This is a genomic window from Leifsonia sp. TF02-11 (genome assembly GCF_017565305.1).
Classification (GTDB): Bacteria; Actinomycetota; Actinomycetes; order Actinomycetales; family Microbacteriaceae; genus Leifsonia.
In genome coordinates this window covers 26,352-52,100 of record NZ_JAGEKP010000005.1, presented here as the reverse complement: position 1 = coordinate 52,100, position 25,749 = coordinate 26,352, and the positions used below count along the sequence as shown (strand labels likewise).

Genomic DNA, 25,749 nt, shown 5'->3' with positions numbered 1-25,749 from the left:
TAAACCGATCTGTGTACATTGGCCGGAAACAGATCGGTTTACTTTTGGAGGACCCTCATGACAGATCTCACCGGGCGCGTCGCCCTCGTCACCGGCGCCAACCGCGGCCTGGGCGCCGCGTTCGTCGCAGAGCTCCTCGAGCGCGGCGCCGCGAAGGTCTACGCGGCCGCGCGCCGCCCCGAGACCGTCGCGGTCACCGACCCGCGCGTCGTCCCGCTCGAACTGGACGTCACCGACGCCGACAGCATCCGGCGCGCTGCGGAGGCCGCGCCCGACGTGACCGTGCTGGTCAACAACGCGGGCATCGGCGTCAACCAGTCGCTCGTGACCGGCGACCTCGAGCAGATCCACCGCGAGTTCGACACCAACTTCTGGGGCCCTGTGCTGGTGACCCGCGCGTTCGCCCCGGGTATCGCCGACAACGGGGGCGGCGCGATCGTGAACATGCACTCCGCGCTGAGCTGGTATGCGGTCGGCTCCTACAGCGCGACCAAGGCCGCACTCTGGTCGGCGAGCAACTCGACGCGCGTCGAGCTTGCACCCCAGGGCATCCAGGTCGTCGGCGTCCACGTCGGCTACGTGGACACCGAGATGGCAGCGGACGCTGAGGGTTACAAGGTGCCGCCGGCCCAGGTCGTGACCGAGGCACTCGACACCGTGGCCGCCGGAGGCGCCGAGGCGATCGTCGGGGAGACCGCGCAGCGCGTGAAGTCCGTGCTGCACGAGGACGTGCGTGCCCTCTACCCCCAGCTCGCCAGGTAGGAGTCGCCGGCGAACCCGCGGGGGCGGATGCCCCACTGCGCCGTCCAGGTCTCGTCCGGCTCCAGCCAGCGCAGGCCCCGACCGGTGTTGAGCGCGTTCGCCGGCGCCGTCATGGGCTCCACCGCGAGCGCCACCTCCCCCGCCTCCTTCGTGGCGAAGGCGCGGTGGGTGAACAGCTGCACGTAGGCGAAGGACGCATCGCCCCACAGGGTGACGGTGCGGCCGTCCGCCGCGGCCAGAGTGTGCTCGACGGGCGACGGGAGCTCGCCGAACCCGTCGTTCAGGTCGAGCTCTGCGACGATCCGCCCTGCGGACAGGTCGTACGCCGTGCCTGCGACCGCTGTCTCGCCGACCACGTTGAGACGGTCGTCGGTCTCGAACCGCGTTCCGGCGCGCACCGTCAGCGTCAACTGGGTGGGCGGCACGTCGCCGACCCGCAGATAGGGGTGCGCGCCGATCGCGACGGGCGCGGTTCGACGGCTGCGATTGGTGACCGTGTGGGTGACCGTCAGCCCCTCCGTGTCGAGCTCGTGCGTGACCGTGGTGTCGAGCACGAACGGATAGCCGGGCTCCGGGTAGATGGTCGCACCCTGGGTGACCGCGGACTCGGACCGCTCGACAAGCGCATACGGGCGGAACCGCAGCAGACCGTGCGAGGCGTTCCCGAGAGCCGGCTCCGTGATGGCCAGCCGCTGCGGGACGCCGTCCAACTCCCACACGCCGTCCTTCACCCGGTTGGGCCACGGCACCAGCACGATGCCGTCGGCGGAGGGAGGCGTGGCCTCCTCCGGGAAGGGCTCGACCAGGTCAGCGCCGCCGTAGCGGAGGGTTCGGACGCCGGCCGCGACCTGCGTGATCGTCGCGGTCAGGTCGCCGAACTCGAGTTCGTACTGTTCTCCGGTCGGTGCGCGCATGGGCACAGCGTATTACTCAGGCGATGGTCACGGGCAGGCCCGCCGCCCGGAGCGCCCGAACCTCGTCCCGGTCGGCCGACTCCCCCGTGAGCAGGCCGGCCACCTCGTCGATCGCGGCGATGCGGCCGACGTGCGTGCGGCCGAGCTTGGAGCCGTCGGCGACCACGAGCGCCCGGCTGCAGGTCGCGACCATCACGCGCTTGAGGTCGGCCTCCGGCAGGTTCACGTTCGTGACGCCGCCGACCGGATGCACGCCGGTGCAGCCGATGAACGCCAGGTCGGCGTGCACGCGCTCCAACAGCGTGGAGGCCAGCGGCTCCACCAGCGAGTGCTGCAGCGGTCGCAAGGTGCCTCCGGTGACCACCACCTGGAACCGCGGGATCGCGCGCTCGAGCTCGAGCGCGATCGTGAGCCCGTTGGTGATGACCGTGACGTCCTCCAGGTCGTCACGGTCGGCCAGGGCGCGGGCGATGGCGGCGGTCGTGGTACCGACGTCGAGAAGGACGCTGCTTCCCGACTCGACCAGGGCCGCTGCGGCGGTGCCGATGCGGCGCTTCTCCTCCGCCGACGACTCGAGTGCCTCCTCGAAGCTCGCCTCGCGGGTCCCCGCCGCCCGGAGCACGGCCCCGCCGTGGACTCGCCGGATGCTCTGCTGCGCGTCGAGCGCGTCGAGGTCGGTGCGCACGGTCACGTCGGAGACCTGGAACTCCTCGCTCAGCTCGGCGACGCGGACGAAGCCGGATCGCCCGATCAGTTCGAGCATCCGCTCGCGACGGAGGGCGGCCGGCAGCGGTTCGGTCATACCGGCAATGCTCCTGCGCTTGCGTTTTCTTGTCAATCCGCAAGTCATTGAGTACATTTGCTTTCGCAAACGAAAGGGACGCATGGCTGCCATCACGAAGCGCCCGCACCGCCTCTCCGACGGTCGTGACCTGATCTACTACGACGACGCGGACTCGGCACTCGACCCCGAGCGCGCACCGGACCTCCGCGAGCCCGCGCCGCGCCCGGCGACCGCGACCATGCGACAGGATCCGCTCACCGGCGAGTGGGTCTCCATCGCCGCCGCGCGGCAGAACCGCGTGATGCTTCCGCCGGCCGAACTCGACCCGCTCGCGCCCGCGAGCCCGGGCAACCCGTCCGAGATCCCGAGCCTCTACGACGTCGCCGTGTTCGAGAACAAGTCGCCGTCGTTCGGCCCGCTGCTCGACGCCCCGAACGGGCCGGAGGGCCTGGACGACCTCGCGACCATCGGGCTCGGCCGCACCCGCACCTCCGTCGGCCGCTGCGAAGTGGTGTGCTTCAGCCCGGCGACGAGCGGGTCGTTCGGCAGCCTGACTCCGACCAGGGCGCGCACGGTCATCGAGGCCTGGGCCGACCGTACGTCCGCGCTCTCCGCATTGCCCAACGTGCGCCAGGTGTTCCCGTTCGAGAACCGCGGGGAGGCCATCGGCGTCACTCTGCACCACCCGCACGGCCAGATCTACGCCTACCCGTACATCACCCCGCGCACGAGCGCGCTGATCCGCTCGCTCGAGAGCTACGGTCCGACGCTGTTCGCCGACATCCTGGAGCGCGAGCGCGCCTCGGAGCGGGTCATCCTCGCGGGCGAGCACTGGACGGCGTTCGTTCCGTTCGCCGCGCGCTGGCCGATCGAGATCCACGTGCTTCCGCACCGTCACGTGCCCGACCTCGCGGCGACCTCCGACGCCGAGCGGGACGAGCTCGCCACCCTGTATCTGCGCGTCCTGCGCGGGGTCGACGCGCTCTACGACTCCCCCACGCCGTACATCGCGGCCTGGCACCAGGCGCCGGTCGGCACCCACCGCGACGACATCCGCCTCATGCTCCAGCTGACCTCCCCGCGCCGCGCCGCGGATAAGCTGAAGTTCCTGGCCGGCTCCGAATCGGCGATGGGCGCCTGGATCGGCGACATCCCGCCGGAGCAGGCGGCCGCTGCGCTCCGGGAGGCCGTCGCCCGGGCCGACCGCGAGAACCCGGTCGGCGACCTTCCCGCCGGAATCGCCGGCCTGGTCACCGCCTCCGACACCCCAGAAGGAATGATCCCCGCATGACCGACCTGCGCACCGGCGTCCGCGACGACTTCGTCTCGATCTTCGGCCGCGAGCCCGACGGAGTCTGGTCGAGCCCGGGCCGCGTCAACCTCATCGGCGAGCACACCGACTACAACCTCGGCTTCGTGCTGCCGTTCGCGATCAACCGGCGCACGGTCGCCGCGCTCGGTCTGCGCGATGACCGCACGGTGCGAGTCGGCAGCACCTTCGCCGACGAACTGGTCGAGATCGACCTCGACCGGCTCTCCCCCGAGGCCCTCGACGGCTGGTCGGCCTACCCGCTCGGGGTCGCCTGGGCGCTGAGCGAGTTCGGCGCAGACCTTGCCGCCGTGCCCGGCTTCGACCTGCTGATCGACTCGAACGTCCCCGTGGGAGCCGGCCTCTCCTCGTCCGCCGCGATCGAAGGTGCGACCGCACTCGCCCTCAACGACGTCTGGCGGCTCGGGCTCGACCGCCGCACGCTGGCCCGGGTCGGGCAGCGCAGCGAGAACATCGCCGTCGGCGCCCCGACCGGCATCATGGACCAGTCGGCCTCCCTGCTCGGCGAGCAGGACGCCGCAGTGTTCCTCGACTGCCGGTCGCTGGAGGCCCAGCTCGTGCCGCTCGGCCTCGAGGAGGCCGGGCTGGCGGTCCTCATCATCGACACCGGCGTGACCCACGCCCACGCCACCGGCGGGTACGCCGAACGGCGCGCGTCGTGCGAGGCCGGCGCCCGGGCGCTCGGCGTGGAGGCGCTGCGCGACGTGAGCGTCGACGACCTTCCGCGGGCCCGCGAGATCCTCGACGACGTGACGTTCCGAAGGGTGCGGCACGTGGTCACGGAAGACCAGCGCGTGCTCGACACCGTGCGCACCCTGCGCGAGAGCGGTCCGGCCGCCATCGGCGAGCTGCTGGACGCGTCCCACGTCTCCATGCGCGACGACTTCGAGATCTCGGTTCCCGAGCTCGACCTCGCCGTCGAGACGGCGCAGGCGAACGGCGCCATCGGAGCGCGGATGACGGGCGGCGGATTCGGCGGCTCGGCGATCGCGCTGGTGCCGCTCGACGCGCTCAGCCGCGTGCAGGTCGCCCTCGACGGCGCGTTCGCCGAGCACGGGTTCGGTCAGCCGGAGCTGTTCACGGTCACGGCGTCGCAGGGCGCGGTCCGCGAGAGCTGAGTCCATCCGGCCGTCCCTCGGTTCGCTCGTTCATCCGTTCGTCACGGGTGTTCGCCAGAATGGGACGATGACCGACGCGGAGATCACCTGGCTGAGCCCTGACACCGTTCAGATCCGTCAGCCGAAGGCGTCGCACTGGGAGGCGCCGTTCCTGTTCCTGCTCTTCGGGCGGGAGCGGGCGCTCCTGATCGACACCGGCGCCACCGGCGACGAGCAGGTATTCCCGTTGCGCGGCACCGTCGACGCCCTCACCGACACTTGGCTGCGCCGAAATCCCGCGGTCTTCACCCGGCCGTACCCGCTGGTGGTGGCGCACAGCCACGCGCACCGCGACCACATCGCCGGCGACGCTCTCCTCGCCAGCCGGCCGGGCACGACGGTCGTCGGCACGACGCCGGCCCAGGTGATCGCGTTCTTCGGTTTCCGCTCCTGGCCCGACGAGACCGTGGAGTTCGACCTCGGCCGGCGCATCGTCGATGTGATCGGCGGACCCGGTCACGAGCCCTCGGCGGTCGCCTTCTTCGACCGCGAGACCGGCATCCTCTTCACCGGCGACACCGTCCTCCCCGGCCACCTCTACGTGCGCGACCTCCCCCAGTACGTCGCGACGATCGAACGGCTGCAACGCTTCCGCGACGCCCCGACCGCTCCGCTGCGGGAGCTGCGCGGTGCGCACGTCGAGATGTCGGCGACCCCGGGCGTGGTCTATCCGCCCGGCACCCTCGACCAACCCGACGAGCTGCCCCTCGCGCTCCCGCCACGCATCCTCGACCGGGTCCGCTCGGCGCTCGACGACCTCCACGACGGGCCAGGGGAGCGCGTCGTGCGCAAGCGGTTCGTGGTCGTCGCGGAGTGAGCGGCTCCCCGTAGGGTGAAGTCATGACCATCATCAGCCTCACCGACGGCTCCACCCCCAGCGTCGCCGACGATGCGTTCGTCGCCGTCGGCGCTGTGCTCGCCGGGCGCGTGCACCTCCGTCCCGGATCCAGCGTCTGGTACAACGCCGTGCTGCGGGCGGAGGCCGAGGACATCGTCGTCGGCGAGCGGAGCAACCTCCAGGACAACGTGTCGTGCCACGTCGACCACGGCTTCCCGCTCACCATCGGCGCCGACGTCTCCGTCGGTCACAACGCCGTGCTGCACGGCTGCACGATCGAGGACGGCGTGCTGGTCGGAATGCACGCGACCGTACTCAACGGAGCCGTGGTGGGCGCCGGATCGCTGCTCGCGGCCGGCACCGTTGTGCTGGAGGGCGCGGTCATCCCGCCCGGATCCCTCGTCGCGGGCGTCCCCGGCAAGGTGCGCCGTGAGCTCACCGACGACGAACGCGCCGGCATCCTCCGCAACGCCGCCGCCTACCTCACCCACGTCACCCAACACCCCGCCCCGTAGCAATCGCTTCCTCACTTTCTCCCGCCTACGCACGGCGTGTTGCGGGAGAAGGTGAGGAAGCGATGGCTGGTCAGGAGGGTTCGACGGGGGCGGGCTCGCCGCCGGTGATGCGCACGAGCTCGTCGAACGTCGTCGGGAAGACCGTGTGCGCGTGACCGGCGGCGGCCCAGACCTCGGGATAGCCGGCGAGAGCGATGTCGACGACGGTGCGCAGCCGCTCGGGATGGCCGAGCGGCGCGACACCGCCGATCGTCTGACCGGTCGCGGCCTTCACGGTGTCGGCGTCGGCGCGGCGGATGCGCCCGCCGAGCCGCTCCCCCAGAAACGCGGTGTCGACGCGGTGCGCTCCCGAGGTCATGACCAGCAGCGGTGCGCCGTCGATCGTGAACACCAGGGAGTTGGCGATGGCGCCGACCTCCACGCCGAGCTCCGCCGCGGCCGAGACCGCTGTCGGCGTCGCGGACTCGAACCAGCGCACGCGCGGCTCGATCCCGGCCTCGAGGAGGGCGGCCTCCACCCGCTCGACGGCGGGGTGCGTGCGCTCGGCGTCGGTCACGCCAGTGCCCGCTCGGCCGACTCGACCACGTTCTGCAGCAGCAGCGCGCGGGTCATCGGGCCGACGCCGCCGGGGTTGGGCGACACCCACGAGGCCACCTCGGCGACGTCCGCGGCCACGTCGCCTGCCACGACGCTCTTGCCGGTCACCGGGTCCTCGACGCGGCTCACGCCGACATCGAGCACGACGGCGCCCGGCTTCACGTTGGCGGCGGTGACCAGTCCGGCCACGCCCGCGGCGGCGACGATGATGTCGGCCCGACGCAGATGCTCGTCCAGGTCGACGGTGCCCGTGTGCGTCAGCGTGACGGTGGCGTTGAACTCGCGGCGGGTGAGCAGCGAACCGATGGCCCGACCCACGGTCACGCCGCGGCCGACGACCACGACGTCCTTGCCCTTCAAGTCGATCCCGTGGCGCAGCATCAGGTCGATCACGCCGCGCGGAGTGCACGGCAGCGGCGTCGTGATCGGGCGGTTGACGTTGAGCACGAGCCGGCCGAGGTTCGTGGGGTGGAGGCCGTCCGCGTCCTTGGCGGGATCGACGAGCTCGAGGATGGCGTCAGTGTCGATGTGCGACGGCAGCGGGAGCTGCACGATGAACCCGGTGCAGTCGGGGTCGTCGTTGAGCTCCTCGACCACGGCCTCCAGCTCGGCCTGCGAGATGTCCGCCGGGAGGTCGCGGCGGATCGACGCGATGCCGACCTCCGCGCAGTCGCGGTGCTTTCCCGCGACGTACCACTGCGAACCGGGGTCGTCGCCGACCAGGATGGTGCCGAGACCGGGAACCACCCCGTGCTCGCGCAGCGCGCTCACGCGCTCCTTCAGCTCCGCCTTGATCTCGGCCGCTGTCGCCTTGCCGTCCAGAATCTTCGCCGTCACGCCGGCCTCCACACTCGTTGCGAACCGTCGAGTACGCGGACAATCCGCGTACTCGACGGTTCCTGGCTGATTATTCGCGTACTCGGCTGCTGCCGGAGCCGTCAGATCGAGGACGGGAGCTCGACCGGGAAGGCGTCCTGGCCGGAGGGGGTCAGGCCGGGGTACAGCGGGAAGGCCGCGGTGAGGGCGTCGACGCGGGCGCGGAGCGCCGTGGTGTCGGCGCCGGGACGCAGCGCGAGGGCGATGATGTCGGCCACCTCGGTGAACTCCACGTCGCCGAAGCCGCGGGTCGCCAGGGCCGGCGTCCCGATGCGGAGGCCGGAGGTCACCATCGGCGGGCGCGGGTCGAAGGGAACCGCGTTGCGGTTGACGGTGATGCCGACCTCGTGGAGGACGTCCTCCGCCTGCTGGCCGTCGAGCTCCGAGGTGCGGAGGTCGGCGAGCACGAGGTGCACGTCGGTGCCGCCGGTGAGCACGTCGACGCCCGCTGCGCGCGAGTCGTCGGCGGTCAGGCGCTCTGCCAGCAGCTTGGCGCCACGGATAGTGCGCTCCTGGCGGTCCTTGAACTCGTCGGTCGCGGCGAGCTTGAACGCGGTCGCCTTGGCGGCGATCACGTGCATGAGCGGGCCGCCCTGCTGGCCGGGGAAGACGTTCGAGTTGAGCTTCTTCGCGAGCTCCGTGTCGCGGCTGACGATGAAGCCGGAGCGCGGGCCGCCGATCGTCTTGTGCACGGTCGAGCTGACCACGTCGGCGTAAGGCACGGGCGACGGGTGCAGCCCGGCGGCCACCAGGCCCGCGAAGTGCGCCATGTCGACCCAGAGCTTGGCGCCCACCTCGTCGGCGATCTCGCGGAACGCGGCGAAGTCGAGCTGGCGCGGGTAAGCGGACCAGCCGGCGATGATCACCTGCGGCTTGTGCTCGATCGCCTTGTCGCGCACCACGTTCATGTCGACGAGGAAGGACTCGGGGTCGACACCGTAGGAGACGGCGTTGTAAAGCTTGCCGGAGAAGTTGAGCTTCATGCCGTGCGTCAGGTGGCCGCCGTGGGCGAGCTCGAGACCGAGGATGGTGTCGCCCGGGGTCGCGATCGCCGAGAGGACGGCGGCGTTGGCGGAGGCGCCGGAGTGCGGCTGGACGTTGGCGTACTCGGCGCCGAACAGGCTCTTCGCCCGGTCGATCGCCAGCTGCTCGGCGATGTCGACGTACTCGCAGCCGCCGTAGTAGCGGCGCCCGGGGTAGCCCTCGGCGTACTTGTTGGTCAGCACGGAGCCGACAGACTCGAGCACGGCGCGCGGCACGAAGTTCTCGGAGGCGATCATCTCGAGGTAGTCGCGCTGGCGGCCGAGCTCGAGGGCCAGCACCTCCGCGATCTCCGGATCGACCTCCGCCAGCGGCGCGGTGAAAGTGGATGGAAGGGTGTCGGTCACAATCGGCTCCTTCAAAACAGGGATGAATACTGCATCGACCCAGGCGCGCGGCCGAATCCATCCGTTCGTTCGAGGTACCGTCGTCGCTCCCCGATGGTGACCATCTGAGCGCCAGTCGCGACGTGAGCAAGCATAGCAAAGCCGGGCCGGCCGGAGCCGTGCTCATCGGCGGAAGACCTTGCTGATTAGTTAGGAGCCCTGCAATACTCGCTGGTGGTCGTCCCGCGGGTGGGCAGCGCCGACCGATCCGAGAATCCCCCTGACGTCGTGAGGAGCATCCGTGGTCGTGCCTCGCCCCGCCCAGCTCGAGAACACGGGCGATGCGCCCTTCACCCTCCTCCCCGGCGCGCGGATCATCGTCGCGGGCACCGGAGCCGAAGCGGTCGGTCGGCTCCTGCGCGACGAACTGGCGTCGGACTGCCGGCGCGACCTCGTCGTCGCGCACGAGCCTCCCGCGTTCGGCGACATCGCCATCGTGATCGCCGACGACGAAGGACCGGCCGGACACGCGGCGGAGGGGTACACCCTGGAGGTCGCGGCCGAGGGCGTGCGCGTCGGCGCGGCGACGCCTGCCGGAGCGTTCTGGGGGGTCCAGACGCTGCGCCAGCTGGTCCCGGCGGTCTGTGACGGCGACCCGCTGACCGTCGAGGCGGTTCGGATCAGCGACCACCCGCGCTTCGCGTACCGCGGTGCGATGCTCGACGTCGCCCGGCACTTCTTCACGCCGGCCGAGGTCAAGCGCTTCATCGACGCCATCGTGCTGCTCAAGGTGAATCACCTCCATCTCCACCTGACGGACGACCAGGGCTGGCGGATCGAGATCGCGTCCTGGCCCGCGCTGACCCGCCACGGCGGGTCGACGGGGAGCGACGGGAGCCGCGGCGGCTACTACACCGCCGACGACTACCGCGACCTGGTCGCCTACGCGGCCGAACGCTTCGTCACGATCGTCCCGGAGCTCGATATGCCCGGCCACACGAACGCGGCCCTGGCGTCCTACCCGGAGCTGAATCCCGACGGCGTCGCGCCCGCCCTCTACACGGGCTCGGAGGTCGGATTCAGCACGCTGCGGACCGGCGACCCGGTGACCGATCGGTTCGTGCGCGACGTCATCGGCGAGGTCGCCGCGCTCACGCCCGGCCCGTATCTGCACATCGGCGGGGACGAGTGCCTGAGCACCTCGGAGCACGACTTCCTCGGCTTCATCGACTACGCGACCCACGCCGTCGCCGACACCGGCAAGATCCCGGTCGGCTGGCACGAGATGGGCCGCAGCCCGGACCTCCCGGAGGGCACCGTCGGCCAGTACTGGTCGTTCCGGACCCCGCGCGAGCGCGCGGCGGACGAGACGCTGTCGTTCGTCCGCGCGGGCGGGGCCGTGATCATGTCGCCCGCGGATGTCGCCTACCTCGACATCGTGTACGCGGACGGCGACACGATCGGCCAGGACTGGGCGGACGGCGCGACGGACCTGCGCAGCTCCTACCAGTGGGATCCGTCCCGAATCGTGCCGGGGCTGGGAGACGCGCACATCCTCGGCGTCGAGGCTCCGATCTGGACGGAGACGATCGCGACGATCGAGGAGGTGGAGGACATGGTGTTCCCACGCCTCGCCGCCATCGCGGAGATCGGTTGGTCCGCGGCGCCGGCGGACACCGCGGCCATCGAGACCGCCCGCGACTTCGACGATTTCGCCGCCCGCCTCGGACGGCTCGCCGAGCACTGGGATGCCCTCGGTACCTCTTACCGCCGGGTGCCGGGTGTGCCGTGGCCGGAGGCCGTCGCCGGCTGACCAGCGGTCGGATCGGCGGTCGTCGCCCGAAGAGCGCGAAGAATCCGAGCGACGGCGACGAGCCGGCGACCTCCCGAGCGACGGCGACGAGCCGGCGACCTCTCGGTCGCCGGCTCGTCGTTCGTTCGACGGGGTTGACCCCGTCGCGTTGCTCTCAGGCGGCGGCGTCGGCGCGCGAGCGGCGGCGGCGCACGATGAGCAGCACGAGGCCGCCCACGAACAGCAGGACCGCGCCGGTTGCGATGCCGGCGATCGCGATGTCCGAACCGGTCATCGCGAGGCCACCCTTACCGGAGCCCGAACCGGCCGCGGAATCGCTGCCCGAGCCGGGACCCGCACCCGGGCCCGTTCCGTTCTCGGCGCCGCGAACGACGGTCGTGACGACGAAGTGGTCCCACACCTCGCCACTCGCGAGGATCACATCGAGCTCGTACTGGTCGCCGTGCTGAGCGCTCATCGGAATCGTGAAGTTGAACGTGTGCGACCCGTCAGCCGCCGCCCGCTTGGAGAAGACGCCCTCGGTGGCCGGGGCAGTCTTCGTCGACACCAGAGAAATCGCGTGAGCGTCGAGGCCGCGGATCTTCTGCGTGAGCGCCTCGTCTGCCGCGTAGGTGTCGGCGATCGCGGTGTACGTGATCGTGTCGCCCGGCGCCCCGACGAGCGAGCTGAGCGTCCCGTGGATCGAGTCTCCCGCGCCGGGCGGGTACGGCGCGGCGTTCGCGCCTGCTGCCGGTGCCAGGGCAAGCGCCAGGGCGACGAGGCCGCCGAAGAGTTTCTTTCGCATGGGGTTCTCCTTTGTGTGGGTAGGCAGGGCAGATCGGAGCGGGTCCGGTCAGCCGCAGGTTCCGCGCTCGGCGTACTGGTCGAACGAGGTGGCGGTGGGGGTGACGACAATGCGGTCGACAGTGGGTGTCCGTTGGGTGAGTACGGTGAATTCGGTCTCGAGGACGGCCACCTGGCCCGGCGCGAGATCGACCATGGCGACCACGACGGGGCGCCCGTCGATCATGCGCGAGACCAGATCCACCTGTTCGCCGTCGACGGTGACGCGGACGGGACGCAGGCTGTCCGTGCTCGCGAACTGCACCATCGTCCGGATGTGCCCGATGGGCGGGAGGCCTTTGCCACCCGGACCGGTTACCACCCAGGGCGCTGAGGTGATGTCGTCGGGCGCGGTGGAGGCGAGCGTCGCGGTCGCCGCGATCGACCGGCCGCCCTTCTGCGACGAGCACGTCGCGGTGACCGTCCCCTCGAGATAGCCGTCCATCTTTCCCGCGGTCCCGTCGGCGAAGAACACGCCGACGGGAGCGCCGTCGTCGCTCAGCTGCGCAAGCGGGCCGCCGAGCTTTCCGCCCGAGGTCACCGACTGCAGCGCCGGGTCGGCGAACCAGACCGAGACCCTGCCCTCGTCGGCCACGGCGCCGAGCTGCTTCGCCAGCGCGATGAGAGGCGTGCCGCTGCTGAAGAGCTTGTCGAACATGGCGCGGGTCAAGTCAGCGAAGAAGACGTCCTGCTCGTCTCGATCCTCGATCTCGCGGTAGATGTCGGTCAGGATCACGGCTCTCGCGTTCTCCGCATCGATCGTGCGTTGCCCGATCGTGACCGGCCCGGTCGCCGCCAACAGATGCGAGATCGAGGCTGTATCGATCGACACCACCCCGTCGAGCGGCACTCCCTGCGAGGTCTGCCAGAGTGCCGAGGTGAGCTGCCCGGTCCGGACGAAGTCCGGGGTCAGGTTCACGTCCTGGATGTACTCGCCCAGCTGCACGCCGAACAGCGCACGCTCTTCCGGGGTCACCGCGATGCCGTCGCCCTCGGCCGGATTGAGGTCGGCGGGAACGAGCTGACGCCCGAGCTCGAACCGGCCGCCGTCGGTCGTGAGCTCGGAGATCGCGCCGGCGATCCCGCCGGTCGTCCGGAGCTCGGCGTTGTTGTTGAACAGGAGGGCGTAGCGCTTGGCTCCCTCGATCCCGAGCGCGCTGGGCAGGACGTCTGCTGCAGTGGAGAGGGCCGATACCGTGCCGTGGAGGTCGCCGACGAGCTCCGCTGCTTCTCGGACGCCGGAGGCGAGCACCGGCACGAGCGCACCGGAATCGGCGTCGGCCAGAGTCCTCTCGCCGCGCGCGAGCGCGCTCTCGGCCGCGTGGAGGTCGCCTGCGACCGTGGAGACCGCTGCGACGTCGACCGTTCGGTCCGACAGCGAGACGGCGGCCGCGAGAGTCGAGAAGTCTGCCGCGACCGGAGTCAAGCCGTCGCCGACGGCGACGGCCAGGGCATCGACGGTCAGCCGGTAGGCGCGCAGGTTGTCGCCCAGGAGGGGAACGAACTCCGCGGACCGCCAGACGACGTCGGACGTCAAGTCGTGCGCGTCATCCAGGCGCGCGCCGAGGCCGCGGAGCCGGTCGACGGATGCCGCTCCCGTGCTGGGATCGGCCGAGAGCTTCGCGACGACCACACCGGCCTCCGAACGCGCGGCCGAGACGTGTCCGTACGACATGACCAAGCGCACACCGATCCAGGCGGCGCACGCCACGACCACGAGCGCGAGGCCGCCGACGGTGGCGACGACGACGCGTTTCGTCTTCGCCGAGCCTGACTTCGTCGCTCGACGGCGTGCCCGATCGCTCATGCCACGGATCCCCTTCATTCGAAACCCATGCTGACGCGAGGCGGAAGGCGCGGGCCCGTGAATCCGGAGAAGACCGTGCTCCTGGGCGGATGATCCGGAGTCAATCGTCAACACTGCGTGTCTAAGATTAGAATTATGCGTATTACTTGCATGGGAGGCTGGTTTCCTCCCCTCCTCGAACCTCCTGGAGCTCGACGTTGACCGATCCCCGCGCCGCATCAGCACCGAGGCTCGTCGGCCGCGACCGCGCGCTGACGCTCGCCCGCGAACTCCTGTTGTCCGCGGGCGCCGACGTGGACATCGTCGGCCCGCGACACAGCGGGCGGTCGAGCGTCGCCGACGCGCTCACGGCCCTCGTGTCCGACGCGCACCGCACCCCCGTCCGGCTGAACGGCATCCGGACCCTCGCATCGACGCCCCTCGCCGCACTCCATGTCGCAGGGCTCGGAGGCAACACCGGCCAGGAGCGTCGCACCCCCTCCCCGCTGCAGAACGCGATCGACGCGCTGACGGCGGCCGTCGCACGCGTCGACGCCGTCATCGTGGTCGACGACGCCGATCTGCTCGACGAGACGTCGACGGGGGCCGTCGACGCGGTCCGGCGCGCGACGGGGGTGCCGGTACTGCGCACCCGCACCCGGCACGCCAGGGCGATGGAGTCCGGCTACGTCGTCGACCTGGTCCCGCTCTCGTACGATCAGCTGGCCGCGGTGGTCGGCGAGCGCCTCGACGGGCCGGTGGACGCCACGGCGATGAGTCGCCTCTACGCCCTGTCCGGCGGCAATGTCGGCCTCGCCGTTTCGACGCTCCGACTCGCCGTCGTCGAGGGAGCGCTCACCAGACGGGCCGGGATCTGGACCGCGGAACGGGACCTCTGGACACCGGCGCTGCGCGGGTTGGTCATCGATCATCTCGCCGGCTGCACACCGGCCGAACTGGCCGTTCTCGCGGAGGTCGCCGTCGCCGGGGACGACGACGCCGAGGTCGTCCGTCGGAGTCTCGGCGACAGGCACGGCGAGGCAGCGCTCTCCGAGCTCGAGGCGGCCGGGGTCGTGAGGACGCTCGACCATGGCGGCAGACGCCGGATCGTGCTCGAGCCTCCCCTGCTCTCCGAGCACTTCCGCCACACCGATGCGCCCGCGGCCTCCTCCGACGCCCTCGTAGCGCGACTCGTGCACCAGGAGGCGGACGCGCGCTGCGCGGAGGCGGCTGCCGACTGGCGCAGCTCACCGACGCCGCGGTCGGCGCTGGCGCTCGTGCGGGCGTCGATGGCGCCGGCGTGCCCGGCGGACGGCGCCGCCGTGGAGCTCGATGCAGTCATGACGGCGGCGTCGCACTCGGACGATCCGCTCGCCCTCCTCGAGCTCGCGGAGCTGCGCGCCCGTCACGCGCTCCGAGCGGGCGTCGACCTCGCGACGGCGTCGGCGGCCCTGCACGACGCGGTCTCCGGGCTCGGCCACCCGTACTCGCGTGCTGCTGACGCGGCGGCGGCACTGCTCGCGATCGAGATCGGCGCGACGCCCGGCGCGGAGGCCGCGCAGCCGGCCGACGACCGGGAGCTGCCGAACGCCGTCCGCTCACGCCGTCTTCTCGCCGCACAGGCCGTCGCCCTGCAACGGGGGCGATTCGCCGACGCACTCGACCTCCGCGAGCGGATGCGCTCCCTCCCCGACGCGGAGATCCCCGCGCTCGGCGACGCCCTTCACGGGTTCGCGCTGCTCGGCTGCGGGCGAAGCGCGGACGCGGCGACCTGGGCTGAGCGGGGAGCGGCTGCCGCGCGGGGACGCCTCGACGTCGAGGCGCTGCGTCTGCACAGCGTCGTCGGCGGCTTGGGCCACCTGGTCTCCGGCTGCACGGACGCCGCGTCGTCGGCCATCGCGACGGCGACGGCGCTGGGCACACCGCCGTCGCCCGGCTCGGCGGCGGAGCTCGGCCTCCGCGTGCTCACGGCGATCATCGCGGCCCGGCGTGGCGACCCGGCTGGTGCAGAGCGCGTCCGCGACGAGCTCGCCGTCCGCCCCGACGCATCCTCCGGTGCAAGCCGGGCGGCACGCGCCTGGATCGACGCGCAGCTGGCCGCCGCGCGGGGACGCTCCGACGTCGCGGTCGGCCTGTTGCGCAGGCTGGCCACTGTTCTCCGCGCCGATCGGCAGGAGTCCGCCGCCGCGTTCGCCCTGTTGACGGCACTCGAACACTGCGCCGACGAGAGCGGGCTCGAGGAAGCGCGGTCTCTGCTCGCCGGCCAGCAGTCGGAGTTGTTCGACGCACGACTCGCCCACCTCGTGGCGCGCGCAGAACACGATCACGACGCCCAGCGCGCGCTCGCTCCCCGACTCATGGCCGTGGGCCTCGAGAGGCTGACCCCGAGCGGACACGACCGCACGGGCTTCTTCACGACGCCGATCTCGTTGACCGACCGGGAGCGGGAGATCGTCCGCTTCGTGGCGGACGGGCTCGTCTACCGCGAGATCGCGGCGCGGCTCCACCTCAGCGCGCGCACCGTCGAGGGCATCGCCGCGCGGATCATCCGCAAGCTGGGGCTGCGCGACCGCAGAGAACTCGCGGACCTCGCCCGCTCCGGTGCGCTGTGAGCGCGCTCACGGATATCCGATGAACCACAGCAGCACGAGCGCGACCGGCTGAAGGGCGATTCCCGCGATGAGCACGATCCGCCTCGCCCGCACATTGTGCGTGAGCCCGGGCGCGCCGGCGAGCGGGGCCAGCGGCATCAGGAGGCGGAAGAGGCTCTGCTGCGGGAGGAACACCGCGAAGAGATACAGCGCATAGCTCGAGGCGTACGCGACCACTTCCGTTCCGAGCGCGCGGACGCTCGGCCGGTTGAGCAACCACGCATAGCCGGCGATGACGGCGACGACGAGGAGTGCCCCCGCGACGCTCGCGTACCGCCAGGTGAAGAGGAACCACGGGGTGAGCGGGACGAACGCCACCCTGCCGATGAAACCGGTCCACCACGACAGCTCGGTCTCCACGTAGGCGCCGGGAGTCCCCGTCACGGTGGCCGCGACCAGGGGCCACGCCAGTCCGGCGACGGCCGTCACCGCCCCGGCGACGAGCATCGCGACGCGGTCGCGCGCCCCGAACTCCTCCCCTTCCCGACGCGCGAGTAGCGAACGGATCACGAAGATGATCCCGAGCGTCAGGGGCAGCGCGAGCTCGCCAGGGCGCGTGAACGCAGCCGCCACGCCGAGCGGGATCACCGTCCAGTAGCGCCGTGCCATGATCGCCCAGAGTCCGCCGAACAGGAGGACGAAGAACATGCTCTCCGCGTAGGCGATCTGCAGCACGAACGACAGCGGTCCGAAGCAGAAGAAGGCCGCGGCCCACAGCCCGCTCACGGGTCCAACGCGCGCGGCGACGAGGCGGTACAGCACGAGCGCCGCCACCGCGCCGCAGAGCACGGCGACCAGGACCCCGGCCGGCGCGAACCCGAGCCCTGTGGCCGCCATCAGCCCGCGGACGACCAGCGGATAGAGGGGCAGGAACGCCCACTCGTTCTGCTGGACATCGCCGGCCGCGTCGGTGGGGAGCGTCGCGGGATAGCCGTGCTCCACGATGCGCCGGTAGTAGGAGGCGTCCCAGGTGCCGGCGAACCCGAGGAACGTCGGGTGCGCCTGCGGGCTCCCGCCCTCCCAGTGGAACGCGCCGGCCAGCAGGTACAGCACGAGCATCAGACCGGTGGTGAGCACGCGCGACGCGGCGTAGAGGCCGAGGATCGCCGCCCACCACGGCAGATCGCGGCCGAACAGCCGCACCTGGCCGACATCGGCCGACGGCCCGGCGGGATTCGCCGGGCGCAGCGAACTGGAGGTACCGGCCGTCATCGGTTCGATGCTACTCCCGCGACGCTCGCACGGGGCGAGGGCCATTCGCGGCCCCCGCCCCGTGTTCTTCCGGCGCGAGCGAATCTTCCGTCTCGGCGTGCGGCTGCGCTGACGGCCTACTTGTAGTAGGTGAAGACGTAGTGCGTCATTCCCCCGTAGGCCAACGTCGACCAGCAGGAGGTGCTCACCCGGTCGTAGCCGTATTGGATGAATCGGTTCCGCACCTGGTCGCACTCCGACTTCGTGGTGAACTTCATCGTCGTCAACACGGTGCCCGCCGACGCCGGAGCGGCCACTCCGAGCGACAGACTCACGGCGAGCCCCACGATCGCCGCGCCCCCGAGCACCTTGTTCCTGGTGAATTTCATTGCGTTACCCCTTCGTAGCAATTCGATGCCTGCATTTTCTGGTGTGCAGGTCCCGCACACCATACCGGACGGTCTACCCCTCCGAGGACCGCCGCGACTCGACGATCGAAAATGATCAGTAGACAACCGTTACGCTCATAAGCGATCATTGAAGCGACCGAGCCGTCGTCGCAGAGGAGATGAGAAGTGGCGTCCGAGACCCGACTCGACGACCGGCTGGGCGCCGGGCACCCGGTGGTCGCCTTCGACGTCGGAGGAACGGACATCAAAGCCGCCCTGGTCGACGACGGCGGACGCATCGTCGAACTCCTCCGCCGCCCGACACCTCTCGACGGCGAGCGCACGGGCGACGCCGTCGTCTCGGCGACCGTCGCGCTCCTGGAGGAATTCCGTCGCACCCACCCCGAGCTCCGGCCGGTCGCGGCCGGGCTCGTCGTGCCCGGCCACGTGGACGAGGCGCGCGGGGTCGGAGTCCTCGCCGAGAACCTCGGCTGGCGGGAGTACCCGTTCCGCGACCTCGCCGCGCAGGCCCTCGGGATCCCTGTCGCGTTCAGCCACGATGTGCGGGCAGCGGGCGAGGCCGAGTACCGGCTCGGAGCGGCGAAGGACTTCCGCGACGTGGTGGTGGTCGCGATCGGCACCGGGATCGCCGGCGCGATCTTCATCGATGGCACCCTGTACACCGGCGGCGGCATGGCCGGCGAGATCGGCCACTCCCGGGTCGCCGACGGCCCCGAGTGCGCGTGCGGCGGCCGCGGCTGCCTGGAGGCCGTCGCCTCCGCCGCCGCCATCGCGCGGCGCTACACGGCGCTCAGCGGTGTGCCGGTCGCCGGATCGCGGGAGGTGCTGGAGCGCGCGAAGTCGGGCGATGCTGCGGCCCGGCGCATCTGGGACTCGGCGCTCGACGCCCTCGCGCTCGACCTGTCGCACACCGTCGCGCTCCTCGCCCCCGAGGCCGTCGTCATCGGCGGCGGTCTCGCCCAGGCCGGCGACGACCTCTTCCTGCCGCTCGCCGAGCGCCTCGAGGGCATCCTCACCTTCCAGCGCCGGCCCGTGCTGCTCGCGGCCCGAATCGGCGAGAACGCGGGGGTGATCGGCGCGGCCCTGCGCGCGCGGGAACTCCTCGACGCTGTCGACCCGGACCCCGTCGACCCCGACCCCATCCCCGCCCCCGTCCGCGAGAGAGCTCGATGATCCTCACCGTCACGCCCAACCCCGCCATCGACCTGACCTACCGCGTCGCCGCGCTGGAACCCGGCGAGACCCACCGCGTCGCCGCACCCGCGGCGCGCGCCGGCGGCAAGGGTCTCAACGTCGCCCGCGTCATCGTCCAGACCGGTGGCGCGGCCTTTGCTCTGACGACGGCCGGAGGCGCCCCCGGGCTCCGGCTCGCCGACGACCTGGAGGCTTCCGGCCTGCCGTCCGAGCTGGTCCCCGTCTCGGCCCCGACCCGCAGCAGCGTCGCGATCGTCGACGAGGGCTCCGGGGTGACCACGATCTTCAACGAGGCGGGCGGCGCGCTGTCGCCGGCCGAATGGCGGGCGCTCACGGAGGCCGTCGAGCGGCTCGCCGTGCCCGCGACCGCGGTCGTCGGTTCGGGCAGTCTCCCTCCCGGAGCCCCCGACTCGTTCTACGCCGACCTCGTGGAGGTCGCCCGCCGACGGGGCATCCCCAGCGTCATCGACGCCACAGGTCTCCCGCTGCTCGCGGCCGCCGAGGCTGGCGCCGACGTGCTCAAGCCGAATCACCGCGAGCTCGCCGACACCGTCGGCATCGACGATCCCGTCGCGGGCGCGCGCGCTCTGCTCGCCGCCGGTGCACGGCTCGTCCTCGTCTCGCTCGGCTCCGAGGGGATGCTGGCGGTGAGCGCGACAGGCGTGTCCGGCGCCCGCCTGCCGCAGCCGCTCGCCGGCAACGCGACGGGAGCGGGCGACGCCGCCGTCGCTGCGGTCGCCACGAGTCTCGCCGCGGGCATCGACGATCCCGCACTCCTCGTGCGGCGCGCCACCGCCTGGTCCGCCGCTGCCGTCCTCGCCCCGCTCGCGGGCGAGCTCGACCCCGCCTACCCGGAGTACGAGGCCCGCCTCGTGCTCTCCTGACCCGCGAACGCCGACCCACCGGAGATCCCATGTCCCTCGTCCCCACCCTCGACCTCTTGCACGCAGCGGTCGCCGCGCGCACCGGCGTCGCCGCGTTCAACGTCATCCATCTGGAGACGGCGGAGGCGCTCGTCGCCGCCGCCGAGGAGTCGCGCCGCCCGGTGATCCTCCAGATCTCGCAGAACTGTGTGGCGTATCACGGCTCGCTCGACCCCATCGCCCGCGGCGCCCTCGCGCTCGCGTCCGAGTCGTCCGCGCACGTCGCCGTGCACCTCGATCACGCGGAGGACGAGGAGCTGACACGGCGCGCGATCGACCTCGGCTTCGGGTCCGTCATGTTCGACGGCTCGACCCTGGCGTACGACGCCAACGTCGCGGCCACCGTCCGCGTCGTCGAGTACGCCCACGCCAACGATGTCTCTGTCGAGGCCGAACTCGGCGAGATCGGCGGCAAGGACGGCGCGCACGCACCGGGGGTGCGCACTGATCCGGGCGAGGCGCGTCGGTTCGTCGCCGAGACCGGGGTCGACGCGCTGGCGGTCGCCGTCGGCAGCTCCCACGCGATGACCGAGCGCACGGCGCAGCTCGACCTCGACCTGATCGCCGCGTTGCGGCACGCCGTCCCCGTCCCGCTCGTGCTGCACGGCTCCTCCGGGGTCGCGGACGAGACGATCGAGGCGGCCATCCGCGCCGGCATCACCAAGGTCAATGTGTCCACCCACCTCAACCGTCACTTCACCGAGGCGATCCGCGCCTACCTCGGCGCCAACCCGGACGTCGTCGACTCGCGCCGCTACGTCCGCGCCGGGCGTGCGGCCGTCGCGGAGGAAGCCGCCCGGCTGCTGACCCTGTTCGACGTCGCGGCCCGCCTCCCCGGCGGAACGGTGACGGCGCGCCCATGAACAGGGCGGAGCGCCTCAACGCGGTCCTCGACCTCCTCGCCGAGACGGGTCAGATCGAGGTCGAGGACATCGTGGCCAAGCTCGATGTCTCCGCGGTGACGGCCCGGCGCGACCTCGACGCGCTCGCATCGCAGCAGTTGCTGACGCGCACCAGGGGCGGAGCCGTCGGCCAGTCCGTGGCCTACGACCTCCCGATCCGCTACAAGCGCGAGCAGCACGCGCCGGAGAAGCTCCGGATCGCTCAGGCGGCGAGCGCTCTCGTGCCACGCGGGTCCGTGGTCGGCCTGTGCGGCGGCACGACCAGCACGGCGGTGGCGAGCGTCCTCGGCTCGCGGCCGGATCTGATGGAGCCGTCGCCGCACCCCAATCTCACCGTGGTCACCAACGCCATCAACATCGCCGCCCAGCTCGTGATGCGGCCCCAGATCAAGACCGTGGTGACGGGTGGCGTGGTGCACGCCCGATCGTACGAACTCGTCGGACCCTACAGCGATGTGGTGCTCGAGCGGATCACGATGGACATCGCGTTCATCGGCGTCAACGGCATCGACCCGGTTGTCGGCCCGACCGTGCACGACGAGGGCGAGGCGAGCGTCAACTCGTTGATGGCGCGCAGAGCCACCCGCGCCGTCGTCGTCGCCGACTCGAGCAAGATCGGCCGCACCGCGTTCGCCACGCTGGGCGGTCCCACGATCCTGTCCACGCTCATCACCGACGACGGCATCACCGCCGAACAGCGCGCCGCCTTCGTCGAGCGAGGCGTCGAAGTGATCGTCGCGTAAGTTGGAGAGGATGTCTGTGCACGCGATCCATTCCGCCCGCCTCGTCAGCGAGGGCCGTGTCACCCGGGACGCCTGGGTGCTGTTCGACGGCGGCCGCGTCGCCGCAGCGGGGACAGGCGACGGCTGGGTCGCCGCCGTCGCCGGCGCACCGGACGCGATCGTCACCGACGCCGACGGCGGGTGGTTGACGCCCGGCTTCATCGACATGCACGGCCACGGAGGGGGCGGCGCGGCGTTCGACGACGGTGCTGAGGCGATCCGCACTGCGCTGGACCTCCATCAGCGCCACGGCACCACGCGGTTCGTCGTGTCGCTGGTCACGGCGACCGTCCCCGAGCTCGCCGAGCGCGTCGGGACCATCGCTGCGCTGGCGGCGGAGGACCCCCGCGTGCTCGGCTCGCACCTCGAAGGCCCCTTCCTCGACGTCGGCCACAAGGGCGCGCACGACCCCGCATTGCTGCGGTCCGCGACACCGGCCGACATCGACCTGCTGCTGGAGGCCGCCCGCGGCACTCTCCGCCAGGTCACGATCGCCCCGGAACTCCCCGGCGGCATGGAAGCCGTCCGCGCCTTCGCCGGTGCGGGCGTCGCCGTCGCCGTCGGGCACACCGGCGCCGACTACGAGCAGACCCGCGCCGCCTTCGACGCGGGAGCCACCATCCTGACGCATGCCTTCAACGGCATGGACGGCCTCCACCACCGGGCGCCCGGCCCGGTCGCCGCGGCGACCCGCACTCCGGGGGTCACCGTGGAGGTCATCAACGACGGCATCCACGTGCACCCGGAGGTGGTGCGGATGGCGTTCGCTGCGGCGCCCGGCCGGGTGGCGCTGATCACCGACGCGATGGCCGCCGCCGGCGAAGCGGACGGCGACTACCTCCTGGGCGCTCTGCGCGTGGAGGTGCGCGACGGCGTCGCCCGGCTCGCCGGGGGCGGGTCGATCGCGGGCTCGACGCTCACCCAGGACGACGCGCTGCGCCGCGCGGTCCAGGAGGTCGGCGTGAGCGTCGAGGAGGCTGTGCTCGCGCTCACCGAGACGCCCGCCGCTGCCATCGGGCGGGGTGCCGACCTCGGGCGGCTGGCGCCCGGGTACGCGGCCGACGCCGTGCTGCTCGACGACGACTTCCATGTGCTGCAGGTCTGGTCGGCGGGGGCCCCGGTCGGCCGCTGAGCCGATCGGTCGGCCGCTCGATCCGTCAGGAACCGTCGAGGTCGGCGCTGCTCACGATCTCGATGAGCGGGGCGTAGAGCGCCATCGCGTCGAGGGCCCGTCGGTGGTCGGCGTCGGTCGCCCCGGCGCAGGCGTCCGCGACGACGAGCACGTGGATGCCGGCGTCGGCCGCGGCGAGCGCCGTCGACAGCACGCAGCAATCGGTGGAGACGCCCGTGAGCACGATCTCGTCGGCGTCGCCGATCGCGTCCCGCAGCTCCGGTCCCCACTTGCCGAACGCGGGCAGCGAGACGACGGGATGGCCGGTATCCCGGAACCCGAGCACCTGGTCGTAGAGCGGATCGTCGGCGGGCACCAGGGCGAAGGGCCACTGCTCGTAGTAGCGGATCCAGGCGCCGTCGGGCTGCTCGGGGGCGACGAACCGGGTGAACACCGCTCGTGGACCGAACGCGGGCAGCAGCCCGGCGATCACGGCCTCCGCGTCGGCGAACCGCGGCGTGAACCACGGGCTCGCCGGGTCGCCGAAGACCTGCTGCATGTCGACGACGACGAGCGTTCGCCCCGTCACCGCTCCTCCTGGCGGCGGATGGCCCGCCTCCCGAACAGCAGGACGCCGAGGAAGCCGATCGCCAACGACACGAGCACGCCGAGGTTGGCGTATGCCCAGTCCCCCGTCCTGCCGCCGAGCCCGAGCGGCCCGAGCAGGTAGCCCTGCCAGCTCAGCCAGTCCGCCGAGCCATTGGTGACCAGTCCCCAGCCCACCGCGGTGCCCGCTGCGATCAAGGCTATGGGCAGCCAGCGCACCGCCCCGTACCTGCCGCGGCGATCGTAGAGCTCCGCCTCCGCGTAGTCGCGCCGACGCAGCGCGATATCGGCGACGAAGATGCCGCACCACGCCGCGATCGGCACACCCAGCGTGATGAGGAAGCCCTGGAACGGGCCGAGGAAGTCGCTCGCGAAGAACACGACGTAGACGGCTCCCGCCGTCATGATCACGCCGTCGATCCCCGCGGCGACGTAGCGTGGGACCCGCACCCCGACGCTCAGCAGCGCGAGCCCGGAGGAATAGATGTCGAGCACGGCGCCGCCGACCAGCCCGAGCACCGCGACGATGACGAAGGGCACCAGGAACCACGTCGGCAGCAGCGAGGCCAGCGCGCCGATCGGATCGGCCGCGATCGCCTTCGAGAGCGACTCGGACGAACCGGCGAGCAGGATCCCGAAGATCAGCAGGAGGACCGGAGCGAGCGAGGAGCCGAAGGTCGTCCAGCCGACGACCCCGCCGCTGCGGGTCGCACGGGGCAGATAGCGGGAGTAGTCGGCCGCCGCGTTCACCCAGCCGAGTCCGAAGCCGGTGAGCATGAAGACGAAGCCGCCCACGACGTGCGGCACGTCCCCGGCCGGCAGCGCGGCCACCGCACCGAGGTCGATGTGGCCGAGCACCAGGGCGATGTAGAGCACGGTGAGCACACCGGTGACGATGGTGATCACCATCTGCATCCGCATGATGAGGTGGAAGCCGATCACGCCGCCGGCGACGACCAGCCCGACCACGACGACCAGTGCGACGACCTTGGTCGCCGTGCCGCCCTCCCAGCCCAGCCGGGTGAACACCGTCGCCGTCGCGAGCACGGCGAGCGCCGTGAGCACGGTCTCCCAGCCGACGGTCAAAAGCCACGACAGGGCGGAGGGCACCCTGTTGCCCTCGACACCGAACACCGCGCGGCTGAGCACCATCGTCGGAGCGGAGCCGCGCTTGCCGGCGAGGGCGATCACGCCGCAGAGCAGGAACGACGCGACGATCCCGACGACCCCCACGATCGTCGCCTGCCAGAACGAGATGCCGAACCCGAGCAGGAACGAGCCGTAGCTCAGACCGAACACCGAGACGTTCGCGCCGAACCAGGGCCAGAACAGGTCGCGGGCGCGCCCGGCGCGCTCGCTCTCGTGGATGGTGTTGAGGCCGTTGAGCTCCACACCGAAGGTCGCCGTCGCGCCTCCGCCCCGGTCGGGCCGATCGTCACCGCTCGTCATGGCTCGATCCAAGTGCAGGGGCCCGGCCGCCGTCAACCGAGTGCGGGCGTGTGGGCCGGTACCCTGGACGGATGGACTCCACCGGCCCTTCCGACCCGACCGGCGCCGCCACCGGCCACGCCAACCACTGGGTGCTCACCTTCAGCTGCGCCGACCAGCCCGGGATCGTGCACGCCGTCTCCGGCGCCATCGTCGCCGCGCGCGGCAACATCACCGAGAGCCAGCAGTTCGCGAGCACCGACACCGGCCGGTTCTTCATGCGGCTGCAGGTGGAGTCGGCGGCCGACCGTGCGGAATTCGAGCGGGCGCTCGCGCCGGTCGTGGAACGCTTCGGGATGACGCACAACGTCGACAACGTCGGGCGTCCGCTGCGCACCCTCGTGCTGGCCTCCACCGCCGCGCACTGCCTCAACGACCTCCTCTTCCGGCAGCGGGCGGGTCAGCTGCCGGTGACGATCCCGCTCGTGCTGTCGAACCACGGCACCCTGCGCGACCTGGCCGGGTTCTACGGTGTCCCGTTCGAATCGCGCCCGGTCACCGACCCGGAGTCGAAGGCGGCGTTCGAGGCGCGCATCCTGGAAGCGGTGGAGGAGCACGACATCGAGCTGGTCGTGCTCGCCCGCTACATGCAGATCCTCTCCCCCGAACTCTGCGAGAAGCTCGCGGGCCGGGCCATCAACATCCATCACTCCTTCCTGCCCGGCTTCAAGGGGGCGAACCCGTACCGTCAGGCGCACGCGCGCGGCGTGAAGCTCATCGGGGCGACGGCCCACTTCGTCACCAGCGACCTCGACGAGGGACCGATCATCGAGCAGAACGTGGTGCGCGTCGACCACACGCGCAGCGTTCCGGAACTCGTCGCGATCGGTCAGGACGAGGAGAGCCGCACGCTCACGCAGGCGGTCAAGTGGTTCGCGGAGGACCGGGTGCTGCTCGACGGCGCCCGCACCATCATCTTCCGCTGAGGCC

Annotated in this window: 24 protein-coding genes and 1 riboswitch; of the genes, 13 read left to right on the top strand and 11 right to left on the bottom strand. The window is 71.6% G+C overall.

What is annotated here, in order from left to right; genetic code table 11:
- Positions 1–57: 57 nt before the first annotated feature.
- Complete coding sequence (locus JNB50_RS08735) at positions 58–762, top strand: SDR family oxidoreductase (RefSeq protein ID WP_208039745.1); 705 nt, start codon at positions 58–60, stop codon at positions 760–762.
- Here JNB50_RS08735 and JNB50_RS08730 read toward each other — a convergent pair.
- Positions 741–1,676: an aldose 1-epimerase family protein gene (locus JNB50_RS08730; RefSeq protein ID WP_208039744.1), complete on the bottom strand. Its 936-nt coding sequence runs from the start codon at positions 1,674–1,676 to the stop codon at positions 741–743. The two genes, JNB50_RS08735 and JNB50_RS08730, sit on opposite strands and share 22 nt — an antisense overlap.
- Positions 1,677–1,692: 16 nt before the next feature.
- Entirely contained in the window at positions 1,693–2,478 is a 786-nt protein-coding gene (locus JNB50_RS08725; protein WP_208039743.1) for a DeoR/GlpR family DNA-binding transcription regulator, read from the bottom strand.
- 82 nt (positions 2,479–2,560) lie between these two features.
- Between JNB50_RS08725 and galT the strand changes: the two genes are divergently transcribed.
- The 4 genes from galT (at position 2,561) to JNB50_RS08705 (ending at position 6,300) form a co-directional block, all read left to right on the top strand.
- A complete protein-coding gene (gene galT / locus JNB50_RS08720) occupies positions 2,561–3,751 on the top strand; it encodes a galactose-1-phosphate uridylyltransferase (RefSeq protein WP_208039742.1) in 1,191 nt (396 codons plus the stop codon).
- Positions 3,748–4,908: a galactokinase gene (gene galK, locus JNB50_RS08715; RefSeq protein WP_208039741.1), complete on the top strand. Its 1,161-nt coding sequence runs from the start codon at positions 3,748–3,750 to the stop codon at positions 4,906–4,908. The genes galT and galK overlap by 4 nt, the downstream gene beginning before the upstream one ends.
- 67 nt (positions 4,909–4,975) lie before the next feature.
- Entirely contained in the window at positions 4,976–5,764 is a 789-nt protein-coding gene (locus tag JNB50_RS08710) for an MBL fold metallo-hydrolase (protein ID WP_208039740.1), read from the top strand.
- Positions 5,765–5,787: 23 nt separating this feature from the next.
- Positions 5,788–6,300: a gamma carbonic anhydrase family protein gene (locus JNB50_RS08705; protein ID WP_208039739.1), complete on the top strand. Its 513-nt coding sequence runs from the start codon at positions 5,788–5,790 to the stop codon at positions 6,298–6,300.
- Positions 6,301–6,370: 70 nt separating this feature from the next.
- Here JNB50_RS08705 and JNB50_RS08700 read toward each other — a convergent pair whose 3' ends face one another.
- The 3 genes from JNB50_RS08700 to glyA form a co-directional block, all read right to left on the bottom strand.
- Positions 6,371–6,856, bottom strand: a complete 486-nt coding sequence (locus tag JNB50_RS08700) for a YbaK/EbsC family protein (RefSeq protein WP_208039738.1) — start codon at positions 6,854–6,856, stop codon at positions 6,371–6,373.
- Complete coding sequence (locus JNB50_RS08695) at positions 6,853–7,734, bottom strand: bifunctional methylenetetrahydrofolate dehydrogenase/methenyltetrahydrofolate cyclohydrolase (RefSeq protein WP_208039737.1); 882 nt, start codon at positions 7,732–7,734, stop codon at positions 6,853–6,855. The genes JNB50_RS08700 and JNB50_RS08695 overlap by 4 nt, the downstream gene beginning before the upstream one ends.
- Before the next feature lie 101 nt (positions 7,735–7,835).
- Positions 7,836–9,161 (bottom strand): serine hydroxymethyltransferase, encoded by a 1,326-nt coding sequence (gene glyA / locus JNB50_RS08690; RefSeq protein WP_307794656.1) that lies wholly within the window; start codon positions 9,159–9,161, stop codon positions 7,836–7,838.
- Positions 9,162–9,191: 30 nt separating this feature from the next.
- Positions 9,192–9,290: riboswitch (ZMP/ZTP riboswitch) on the bottom strand.
- Positions 9,291–9,441: 151 nt separating this feature from the next.
- On the opposite strand from glyA, the gene JNB50_RS08685 reads away from it, so the two are divergent.
- Positions 9,442–10,953, top strand: coding sequence for a beta-N-acetylhexosaminidase (locus JNB50_RS08685; RefSeq protein WP_208039736.1), 1,512 nt, complete (start codon positions 9,442–9,444; stop codon positions 10,951–10,953).
- A 154-nt stretch (positions 10,954–11,107) separates the two neighbouring features.
- Here JNB50_RS08685 and JNB50_RS08680 read toward each other — a convergent pair whose 3' ends face one another.
- Both JNB50_RS08680 and JNB50_RS08675 read right to left on the bottom strand, forming a co-directional pair.
- Positions 11,108–11,737, bottom strand: coding sequence for a hypothetical protein (locus tag JNB50_RS08680; RefSeq protein WP_208039735.1), 630 nt, complete (start codon positions 11,735–11,737; stop codon positions 11,108–11,110).
- A 48-nt stretch (positions 11,738–11,785) separates the two neighbouring features.
- Positions 11,786–13,582: a DUF4012 domain-containing protein gene (locus tag JNB50_RS08675; RefSeq protein WP_208039734.1), complete on the bottom strand. Its 1,797-nt coding sequence runs from the start codon at positions 13,580–13,582 to the stop codon at positions 11,786–11,788.
- Positions 13,583–13,779: 197 nt separating this feature from the next.
- Here JNB50_RS08675 and JNB50_RS08670 point away from each other — a divergent pair, with 197 nt between their 5' ends.
- Complete coding sequence (locus tag JNB50_RS08670; protein WP_208039733.1) at positions 13,780–16,173, top strand: helix-turn-helix transcriptional regulator; 2,394 nt, start codon at positions 13,780–13,782, stop codon at positions 16,171–16,173.
- 6 nt (positions 16,174–16,179) lie between these two features.
- Here JNB50_RS08670 and JNB50_RS08665 read toward each other — a convergent pair whose 3' ends face one another.
- Positions 16,180–17,424: a mannosyltransferase family protein gene (locus tag JNB50_RS08665; RefSeq protein WP_208039732.1), complete on the bottom strand. Its 1,245-nt coding sequence runs from the start codon at positions 17,422–17,424 to the stop codon at positions 16,180–16,182.
- 116 nt (positions 17,425–17,540) lie between these two features.
- Entirely contained in the window at positions 17,541–17,792 is a 252-nt protein-coding gene (locus JNB50_RS08660) for a hypothetical protein (RefSeq protein ID WP_208039731.1), read from the bottom strand.
- A gap of 186 nt (positions 17,793–17,978) precedes the next feature.
- Here JNB50_RS08660 and JNB50_RS08655 point away from each other — a divergent pair, with 186 nt between their 5' ends.
- The 5 genes from JNB50_RS08655 to nagA are packed head-to-tail and all read left to right on the top strand — an operon-like array spanning position 17,979 to position 22,746.
- Positions 17,979–18,986: an ROK family protein gene (locus JNB50_RS08655; RefSeq protein WP_307794654.1), complete on the top strand. Its 1,008-nt coding sequence runs from the start codon at positions 17,979–17,981 to the stop codon at positions 18,984–18,986.
- Complete coding sequence (locus JNB50_RS08650) at positions 18,983–19,891, top strand: 1-phosphofructokinase family hexose kinase (protein WP_208039730.1); 909 nt, start codon at positions 18,983–18,985, stop codon at positions 19,889–19,891. Before JNB50_RS08655 ends, JNB50_RS08650 begins: the two co-directional genes overlap by 4 nt.
- Before the next feature lie 29 nt (positions 19,892–19,920).
- Entirely contained in the window at positions 19,921–20,793 is an 873-nt protein-coding gene (locus JNB50_RS08645; protein WP_208039729.1) for a class II fructose-bisphosphate aldolase, read from the top strand.
- Positions 20,790–21,575, top strand: a complete 786-nt coding sequence (locus JNB50_RS08640) for a DeoR/GlpR family DNA-binding transcription regulator (RefSeq protein ID WP_208039728.1) — start codon at positions 20,790–20,792, stop codon at positions 21,573–21,575. The genes JNB50_RS08645 and JNB50_RS08640 overlap by 4 nt, the downstream gene beginning before the upstream one ends.
- A gap of 10 nt (positions 21,576–21,585) precedes the next feature.
- Positions 21,586–22,746 carry an N-acetylglucosamine-6-phosphate deacetylase gene (gene nagA / locus JNB50_RS08635; protein ID WP_208039727.1) on the top strand — a complete coding sequence of 387 codons (1,161 nt, stop codon included), beginning with the start codon at positions 21,586–21,588 and terminating at the stop codon, positions 22,744–22,746.
- A 25-nt stretch (positions 22,747–22,771) separates the two neighbouring features.
- Here the strand turns inward: nagA and JNB50_RS08630 are convergent, their stop codons facing one another.
- Together JNB50_RS08630 and JNB50_RS08625 are read right to left on the bottom strand one after the other, a co-directional pair.
- Positions 22,772–23,314 (bottom strand): cysteine hydrolase family protein, encoded by a 543-nt coding sequence (locus JNB50_RS08630; RefSeq protein ID WP_208039726.1) that lies wholly within the window; start codon positions 23,312–23,314, stop codon positions 22,772–22,774.
- A complete protein-coding gene (locus JNB50_RS08625; RefSeq protein WP_208039725.1) occupies positions 23,311–24,780 on the bottom strand; it encodes a cytosine permease in 1,470 nt (489 codons plus the stop codon). The genes JNB50_RS08630 and JNB50_RS08625 overlap by 4 nt, the downstream gene beginning before the upstream one ends.
- Positions 24,781–24,851: 71 nt before the next feature.
- Here JNB50_RS08625 and purU point away from each other — a divergent pair, with 71 nt between their 5' ends.
- A complete protein-coding gene (gene purU / locus JNB50_RS08620) occupies positions 24,852–25,745 on the top strand; it encodes a formyltetrahydrofolate deformylase (RefSeq protein ID WP_208039724.1) in 894 nt (297 codons plus the stop codon).
- Positions 25,746–25,749 lie beyond the last annotated feature (4 nt).